The 7595-nt window shown below is 57.3% G+C and carries 8 protein-coding genes and 1 tRNA gene; 5 read left to right on the top strand and 4 right to left on the bottom strand.

Annotated features, from left to right (window positions below):
- The first annotated feature begins 149 nt into the window (after positions 1-149).
- Together Q8K05_RS17355 and Q8K05_RS17350 are read left to right on the top strand one after the other, a co-directional pair.
- Positions 150-851, top strand: a complete 702-nt coding sequence (locus Q8K05_RS17355) for an RNA pyrophosphohydrolase (RefSeq protein ID WP_305247859.1) — start codon at positions 150-152, stop codon at positions 849-851.
- Positions 848-1345 carry a CNP1-like family protein gene (locus Q8K05_RS17350; protein ID WP_305247858.1) on the top strand — a complete coding sequence of 166 codons (498 nt, stop codon included), beginning with the start codon at positions 848-850 and terminating at the stop codon, positions 1343-1345. Before Q8K05_RS17355 ends, Q8K05_RS17350 begins: the two co-directional genes overlap by 4 nt.
- A gap of 62 nt (positions 1346-1407) precedes the next feature.
- Here the strand turns inward: Q8K05_RS17350 and proB are convergent, their stop codons facing one another.
- The 4 genes from proB to rplU all read right to left on the bottom strand — a co-directional run bounded on the left by proB (position 1408) and on the right by rplU (position 4423).
- A complete protein-coding gene (proB, locus tag Q8K05_RS17345; RefSeq protein ID WP_305247857.1) occupies positions 1408-2544 on the bottom strand; it encodes a glutamate 5-kinase in 1137 nt (378 codons plus the stop codon).
- Between the two features lie 106 nt (positions 2545-2650).
- On the bottom strand, positions 2651-3727 hold the full coding sequence (cgtA, locus tag Q8K05_RS17340; protein ID WP_305247856.1) for an Obg family GTPase CgtA: 1077 nt from the start codon (positions 3725-3727) through the stop codon (positions 2651-2653).
- Between the two features lie 99 nt (positions 3728-3826).
- Positions 3827-4084: a 50S ribosomal protein L27 gene (gene rpmA, locus Q8K05_RS17335; protein ID WP_091998773.1), complete on the bottom strand. Its 258-nt coding sequence runs from the start codon at positions 4082-4084 to the stop codon at positions 3827-3829.
- A gap of 27 nt (positions 4085-4111) precedes the next feature.
- The gene (gene rplU / locus Q8K05_RS17330) at positions 4112-4423 is read right to left on the bottom strand and encodes a 50S ribosomal protein L21 (protein ID WP_305247855.1); all 312 of its coding nucleotides are present in this window, start codon (positions 4421-4423) and stop codon (positions 4112-4114) included.
- A 180-nt stretch (positions 4424-4603) separates the two neighbouring features.
- On the opposite strand from rplU, the gene Q8K05_RS17325 reads away from it, so the two are divergent.
- From Q8K05_RS17325 to pilB, 3 genes are all read left to right on the top strand, one after another.
- A complete protein-coding gene (locus Q8K05_RS17325) occupies positions 4604-5587 on the top strand; it encodes a polyprenyl synthetase family protein (protein WP_305247854.1) in 984 nt (327 codons plus the stop codon).
- Positions 5588-5604: 17 nt separating this feature from the next.
- Positions 5605-5681, top strand: a tRNA-Pro gene (locus tag Q8K05_RS17320).
- A gap of 130 nt (positions 5682-5811) precedes the next feature.
- Complete coding sequence (pilB, locus tag Q8K05_RS17315; protein WP_305247853.1) at positions 5812-7545, top strand: type IV-A pilus assembly ATPase PilB; 1734 nt, start codon at positions 5812-5814, stop codon at positions 7543-7545.
- Positions 7546-7595: the final 50 nt, after the last annotated feature.

Raw genomic sequence — 7595 nt, 5'->3', positions numbered from 1 at the left:
CTTGAGGGTGGAAATGAAGAACTGGGAGGCTTTCATGGATGGTTTTTCCGGGCTTCGTGAGGTTTTTGGGACTGCCGCCCCGGCGTGCGCTTGGCTCTGAGCATTCTGCTGTGCATAATGGACTCAGTTTAAAAAATTGAGGTTTGATTATGCTTGACCGGGACGGCTTTCGGCCCAACGTCGGCATCATCTTGCTCAACCAGAGAAGTCAGGTATTTTGGGGCAAACGTATCCGTACCCACTCGTGGCAGTTTCCGCAGGGTGGTATTGACCGGGGCGAAAATCCCGAGCAAGCCATGTTCCGCGAGTTGCATGAGGAGGTCGGATTGCACCCGCAGCACGTTCAGGTGCTGGCCCGTACCCGAGACTGGTTGCGCTATGAGGTGCCTGACCGGTTTATCCGCCGCGATGCGCGCGGACATTACAAAGGCCAGAAACAAATCTGGTTCCTGCTGCAACTGGTCGGTTACGACTGGGACCTGAACCTGCGCGCAACAGATCATCCGGAGTTTGATGCCTGGCGCTGGAACGACTACTGGGTGCCGCTCGATGTCGTGGTGGAGTTCAAACGGGGCGTGTACGAAATGGCGCTCACGGAACTGTCGCGCTTCGTGCCACGTTGTGAATTTCGGTTTGACCGCCCCGATCATCGCAGCCGGTACTTGCGCGCTGGCCTGCACCAGCGTGATCAGCCGCTGAACTGCGCCGGTGAAGGCAGCGCGGGCCTGGCACAGGCCGTGCGGCCTCCTGCACCCGGACAGGGCTTCCTGTTTGAGTTGCCGCCTGGCGCGACCTTTGAACCTGATCCACAAACCAGCTTTGGTGTGGATCCCGGGACGACGAAAACGTGAAATCAAAACCGTTTTTTGTGATTCTTGGTGCGGTTTTGATCGGCCTGACGGGTGCGGTCTGGGCTCAGCGTGCGGTAGACAACCCTGACTGGAAAGAAGTTGACGTGCCGCCACCGCCCGCCTTTGATAGCAATAAACTCATTGCGTTTGACGTGTCTCCCAACGCATCTCTGGTCTATGGTGTCGACCCGGCGTCCATCCGTATTTCCAACAGTGACAGCGTGGTGCGCTACGTGATGGTGGCGACCAGTGCCAGTGGCGCCAAAAACGTCATGTATGAAGGTATACGCTGCGCGACCGGTGAATTCAAGACGTATGCACGCTATTCATCGAACGGCCGATGGCGCATGGTGGCCAACGCCGAGTGGCGCTCTCTCTTTGACGGCGCATCCTCCAGGCATGCATTGCAATTCGCCAAGGCCGCTGCCTGCGACAACGCGGCGCCCGCGTCCTCGGTTCAGGCCATCGTCAGCCGACTGAATGGCCAGAACTAAGGGGAATTTGAACAGCAGACTCACAGCCAGATGCGGTACGGGCGGGAGCTTTGCCAGGCTTTTTATCGGCTGAGAACCAGGTTGGTGCGATGAACCATTTCGGGCTCACCGGTGTAACCCAGTAGTTTTTCGAATTCTGATGATGCCTTTCGGCAAATCAGACTGGCTTCGGGGCTTGAATAGTTGGCCAGGCCCCGAGCAATTTCTGTGCCGTCAGGATCCTTGACGGCAATCACGTCGCCGCGTGAAAAATCGCCCTGCACCGCAGTCATACCAATGGGCAGCAGGCTCTTGCCTTCGTTGCGTACCTTGCTGGCCGCGCCTGCGTCCACCGTGACGGCGCCGCGCAGTTGCAGGTGGTCGGCCATCCATTGCTTGCGGGCCTGCATCTTTTGGGTTTGCGCCACCAGCAGCGTCCCAATGGCCTCGCCCTGGGTCAACCGGATCAGGACTTGCGGCTCGCGGCCCCAGGCTATGACGGTGGAGGCGCCTGAACCCGCTGCACGTTTTGCGGCCAGGATCTTGGTGATCATGCCGCCCCGGCCTATGCTGGACCCGGCGCCGCCCGCCATGGCTTCCAGGGTCGCATCGCCAGCTTTGGCTTCGCGCACAAATTGCGCTGCGGGGTCCTTGCGTGGATCGGCGGTGTACAAGCCTTTTTGGTCGGTCAGGATGATCAGCGCATCGGCTTCGACCAGGTTGGCCACCAAGGCGCCCAGGGTATCGTTATCGCCAAACTTGATCTCGTCATTGACGACGGTGTCGTTCTCGTTGATGACCGGCACCACGCCCAGCTGAAGCAAGGCCAGCAGGGTGGAGCGGGCGTTGAGGTAGCGCTCGCGGTCGGCCAGGTCGGCATGCGTGAGCAACACTTGCGCACTGCCAACGCCGTTTTCCCTCAGTTTGGTTTCATACACCTGGACCAGGCCCATCTGGCCCACGGCAGCGGCAGCCTGCAGCTCATGGATGGCTTTGGGGCGGGTGGTCCAGCCCAGGCGTTTCATGCCTTCGGCGATGGCGCCGCTGCTCACCATGATGACTTCGCGCCCGTCTTTAACCAGGGCGGCCAGCTGTTCGCACCATTGACCGATGGCGACTGCATCGAGGCCGCGGCCTTCGTCGGTCACGAGGCTGGAGCCCACTTTGACCACAATGCGCCTGGCGTTGCGCAGAACAGGAGAAGCTGCAGGAGCTTGCATTTTTAGTACTTTAAGGCTTTAGCCCATTGTGTATGGGCGCAAGCAGCTATGTTTTATATAGCAAGAGCTGCCTTGCGCCGCCAGGGAGTCAGTCAGAAACAGGAGGTTATTGCGGCTCGGGTGGCAGCTCGACAAATCGTGGATCGATTTCTTCCTCGGGTTGCTCGCTTTTCTGGACTTCTTTGACGTGCTGGTAAATCGTCTTGACGAGCTGTTCGCAGCCCTCGCGCGTCAGTGCTGAAATCTCGAAGACAGGGCCCTTGAACTTGAAGCGCTTGACGAAATCCTTGACAACGGCAGCGCGGTGATCGGCGTCGACCATGTCGAGCTTGTTGAGCACCAGCCAGCGTGGTTTTTTGGAAAGCGCGTCATCGTATTTTTTGAGCTCGCCCACAATGGCCTTGGCTTGGGCGACTGGATCCACGTTTTCGTCGAAGGGTGCCAAATCGACAATATGCAGTAGCAGACGCGTGCGCTGCAGGTGCCGCAAAAACAAATGCCCCAAGCCCGCACCTTCTGAAGCGCCCTCAATAAGACCCGGCAAGTCAGCCACCACAAAGCTTTGTTCAGGGCCGACCCGGACCACACCCAGGTTGGGGTGCAAAGTGGTGAAAGGATAGTCGGCAATGCGTGGCCGGGCATTGGAGACTGCTGAGATAAAGGTGGATTTTCCTGCATTGGGCATGCCGAGCAGGCCGACATCGGCCAGCACCTTCAGCTCAAGCTTCAGACTTTTCCGGTCACCGGGCCAGCCTGGTGTCTTGCTGCGCGGCGCGCGGTTGGTTGAGCTCTTGAAGCGCAGATTGCCAAAACCGCCATCGCCCCCTTTGGCGATCAGGATTTGCTCGCCAGGCACCAGCAACTCAAATAGCACTTCGCCGGTTTCTGAATCGGTAAGGATGGTGCCGACCGGCATTTTCAGGATGACGTCGTCGCCCTTGGCGCCAAACATGTCCGAGCCCATGCCGTGCTGGCCATTGCGCGCCTCGTGGCGGCGCGAGAAACGGAAATCAACCAAGGTGTTCAGGTTGATATCCGCGACGGCATACACGTGGCCGCCGCGTCCGCCATCACCCCCGTTCGGACCACCGAACTCTTTGTATTTTTCGTGGCTGAACGAGACGCAGCCGCTCCCGCCATCGCCAGCGGCAATGTCAATATAAGCTTCGTCAACAAATTTCATGATGGAATGGGGAGTGCGTAGGAGATGGTTACTTGGGGGCAGTTTACAAACAAAAAAGCCCCGACAGGTCGGGGCTTCGATGCCATCGAAGTGATCAGCTTACGCCGGAGTCACATTGACAGTGTGCTTGTTCAGCGCGCCCTTGATAGCAAAGGATACCGAACCATCCACCAGTGCAAACAGGGTGTGGTCTTTGCCGATGCCGACATTGACGCCTGGGTGGAACTTGGTGCCACGCTGACGCACGATGATGCTGCCTGCGTTGATCACTTCGCCGCCAAATTTCTTGACGCCCAGCATTTTGGGCTGTGAATCACGCCCGTTTCGCGTAGAGCCGCCGCCTTTTTTCTGTGCCATTTTTCGTTACTCCTGGTACTTTACTGATTAACCGACGATGGCGCCGATAAGCAGTTCAGTGAAGTTTTGCCGGTGACCCTGGCGTTTTTGGTAGTGCTTGCGACGGCGCATTTTGAAAATGCGAATTTTGTCGTGCCTGCCGTGAGCCACGACAGTGACTGTAACAGTTGCGCCGGACACCAAGGGCGTACCAACCTGTATCGTGCTGCCTTCTCCGACAGCCAATACCTGGTCAATAACGATCTCTTGGCCTACGTCCGCAGTGATCTGTTCTACTTTAATTTTTTCTCCAGCAGCAACTTTGTATTGTTTGCCGCCGGTTTTTATGACCGCGTACATGTGAGACCTCGTAAATTGAGTTCTGCGGACGGATTCCCACAGAGCCAGAGATTCTAGCACGGTGCATCGGAAAAGGCAAAATTCGAGCCCTGGCTGATTTATCAGGTCGTCTCTGGCCTGAGGAGGGGTGAGGATAAGGGCTTTCTATAATCAGGCAAAACTTAACGTCTGGACTGTCTTTTGTCTGCCAATTCCTCAAGCACTGCTGCTGCCCTTGCCCTGATAGCCGATGACATGCGCGAAATGGATGCCGTGATCGAGCGGCGACTGACCTCCGAAGTCACCCTCGTCAGCCAGGTGTCGCAATACATCGTGGCTGCCGGCGGCAAGCGTCTGCGCCCTGCGCTGCTGCTGCTGATGTGCGGCGCCCTGGGTTACCGCGGTGAGCAACGCTACAACCTTGCGGCGGTGGTGGAGTTTATCCACACCGCGACCTTGCTGCATGACGACGTGGTCGATGAGTCCACGCTGCGCCGCGGCCGCGCTACCGCGAACGAGACTTTTGGCAACCCCGCAAGCGTGCTGGTGGGTGATTTTCTGTATTCCCGGGCCTTTCAGATGATGGTGGATGCCGGCGATATGCGCATCATGCAAACGCTTGCGGAGGCCACCAATGTGATCGCCGAAGGTGAGGTCCTGCAGCTTATGAATATGCATGATGCGACGCTGTCGGAGGAGGGTTATCTGCGGGTGATTCGCTCCAAGACGGCCAAGCTGTTTGAGGCCAGTGCCCGTCTGGCAGCCCTGCTGGCGCAGTCTTCGGCATCGGTCGAGCAACATTGCGCAGACTATGGGCAGGCGCTCGGTACCGCATTCCAGGTCATTGACGATGTGCTGGACTACGACGGTGACGTTTCGGAAATGGGAAAAAACCTGGGTGACGACCTGCGCGAAGGCAAGGCGACATTGCCCCTCATCATTGCAATGCAGCGTGGCACCGAGCTGGAGCGTGCCACTATCCGGCAGGCGATAGAAACCGGTGGGACGGATCAGATGGCGGAGATCATTGCGATCGTGCAACAGACGGGCGCCTTGCAAGCCACCCGGGATGCGGCCGCCGTGGAAGCACGGCGGGCGCTGCACGCCTTGCAAGCAATGCCGCAAAACCCTTACAGTGACGCATTGACGCAGTTGGCCTCCCAGTTACTGGCGAGGCGCTCCTGAGGGTGTCAGTCAAGGGGCGGGGTGTAGCTTAGCCTGGTAGAGCGCTACGTTCGGGACGTAGAGGCCGGAGGTTCGAATCCTCTCACCCCGACCAGGAGGGCCTTATTTTTTTAATGTGCGTTTTTTGCATACTTCCAACGCCTGGCGCGATGGCAGGGGTAGTTTCGATTTACACCTTGTAGTCTATAAGCGATGATATCCATTTGACCTAAACATAGAGAACAATGGCTGTTGTCGATACTGCGATCAACCAAGCATCTTCCATGGCTTTGCCCGGTTTGGGTCGGGCCTTGGTGGCGGCGGGTAAGTTGGGCCAAAAAGCCGCTGAAGATATTTTCCGCAAAGCGCAAACCGGGCGAACCAGTTTCATCGCTGAGTTGACCGGTTCCGGTGCCGTGTCTGCGTTTGACTTGGCGCATATCATGTCCACTGCATTTGCCGCGCCGTTGCTGGACCTCGATGCTATCGACTTTCAGCGCCTGCCCAAAGGCCTGCTGGACGGCAAGATTTGCCTGACTTACCGGATTGTTGTGCTGAGCAAGCGCAACAACCGGCTGATTGTTGCGACGGCCGATCCCTCGGACCAGGATGCAGCCGAGAAGATCAAGTTTTCCACCCAGATGGGTGTGGATTGGGTGATTGCAGAGTACGACAAGTTGTCCAAGCTGGTGGAGGTGTCCAGCACCACGGCCGCCGAGGCCATGGAAAACATCATTGGCGACGATTTCGAATTTGATGAGACCTCCGATTCGGTGGCAGCTGAAGACAACAGTGCCAGCGTTTCCGAAGTCGAGGACGCGCCGGTTGTCAAATTTTTGCAGAAAATGTTGATTGACGCCTTCAACATGCGAGCGTCTGATTTGCACTTTGAGCCTTTCGAGCACAGCTACCGCGTGCGTTTTCGTGTCGACGGTGAGTTGCGGGAAATTGCGTCGCCACCGGTTGCCATCAAAGAGAAGCTGGCCGCGCGTATCAAGGTCATCTCCAAGCTGGACATCTCGGAAAAGCGTGTGCCGCAAGACGGCAAGATGAAGCTCAAGATCGGTCCTGACCGCGTGATCGATTTTCGGGTCAGTACCTTGCCCACCATGTTTGGTGAAAAGATCGTCATTCGTATTTTGGACCCGAGCAGCGCCAAACTGGGCATTGATGCGTTGGGATACGAGCCGGTTGAAAAAGAGCGCTTGCTGGAGGCTATTCAACGGCCCTACGGCATGGTGCTGGTCACGGGTCCTACAGGTTCGGGCAAAACGGTATCGCTTTACACCTGCCTGAATATCCTGAACAAGCCGGGCGTCAACATTGCAACCGCCGAAGATCCGGCTGAAATTACTTTACCGGGCGTCAACCAGGTCAGCATGAATGACAAGGCAGGCATGACCTTTTCGGTCGCGCTCAAGGCATTTTTGCGACAGGATCCCGATATCATCATGGTGGGTGAAATTCGTGACATTGAAACCGCCGATATCGCGATCAAGGCCGCCCAAACCGGGCATTTAGTATTGTCCACGCTGCATACCAACGATGCACCATCGACGCTGACCCGCATGCGCAACATGGGCATAGCCCCTTTCAATATTGCGTCCAGCGTCATTTTGATTACGGCCCAGCGGCTGGCGCGGCGCCTGTGCCCCAACTGCAAGGCCCCGGCAGATATTCCGCGCGCAACCTTGCTGCAAGCAGGGTTCAAGGAAGAAGAGGTCGATGGTTCCTGGACGCCTTACCGTCCGGTGGGTTGCTCCGTGTGTACCAATGGCTACAAGGGTCGCCTGGGCATTTATCAGGTGATGCCTATTTCCGAGGAGATTCAGAGAATCGTCCTGCGCGACGGCAGTGCCCTGGAGATCGCGGCCCAGGCAGAAGTTGAAGGCGTCAGAAGCCTGCGTCAGTCCGGTTTGTACAAAGTTAAACTCGGCATGACTTCTCTGGAGGAAGTTTTGGGCTGCACCAATGTATAACTCGGCACGTTTAAACGTCGGGATGTTGGGGTGTGACTGTAGCGACGTGA

This window comes from Polaromonas sp. (assembly GCF_030682935.1).
In the GTDB taxonomy this organism is placed as follows: domain Bacteria; phylum Pseudomonadota; class Gammaproteobacteria; order Burkholderiales; family Burkholderiaceae_C; genus Polaromonas.
Note: the sequence above shows the minus strand (reverse complement) of the source record. Positions and strands in the feature narration are given on the sequence as shown.

Bases quoted from the DNA above. Each gene is read 5' to 3' on its own strand.
- Q8K05_RS17355 (WP_305247859.1), top strand. From the start codon at position 150: ATGCTTGACCGGGACGGCTTTCGGCCCAACGTCGGCATCATCTTGCTC.
- proB (WP_305247857.1), bottom strand. From the start codon at position 2,544: ATGCAAGCTCCTGCAGCTTCTCCTGTTCTGCGCAACGCCAGGCGCATT.
- rplU (WP_305247855.1), bottom strand. From the start codon at position 4,423: ATGTACGCGGTCATAAAAACCGGCGGCAAACAATACAAAGTTGCTGCT.
- rpmA (WP_091998773.1), bottom strand. From the start codon at position 4,084: ATGGCACAGAAAAAAGGCGGCGGCTCTACGCGAAACGGGCGTGATTCA.
- cgtA (WP_305247856.1), bottom strand. From the start codon at position 3,727: ATGAAATTTGTTGACGAAGCTTATATTGACATTGCCGCTGGCGATGGC.
- pilB (WP_305247853.1), top strand. From the start codon at position 5,812: ATGGCTGTTGTCGATACTGCGATCAACCAAGCATCTTCCATGGCTTTG.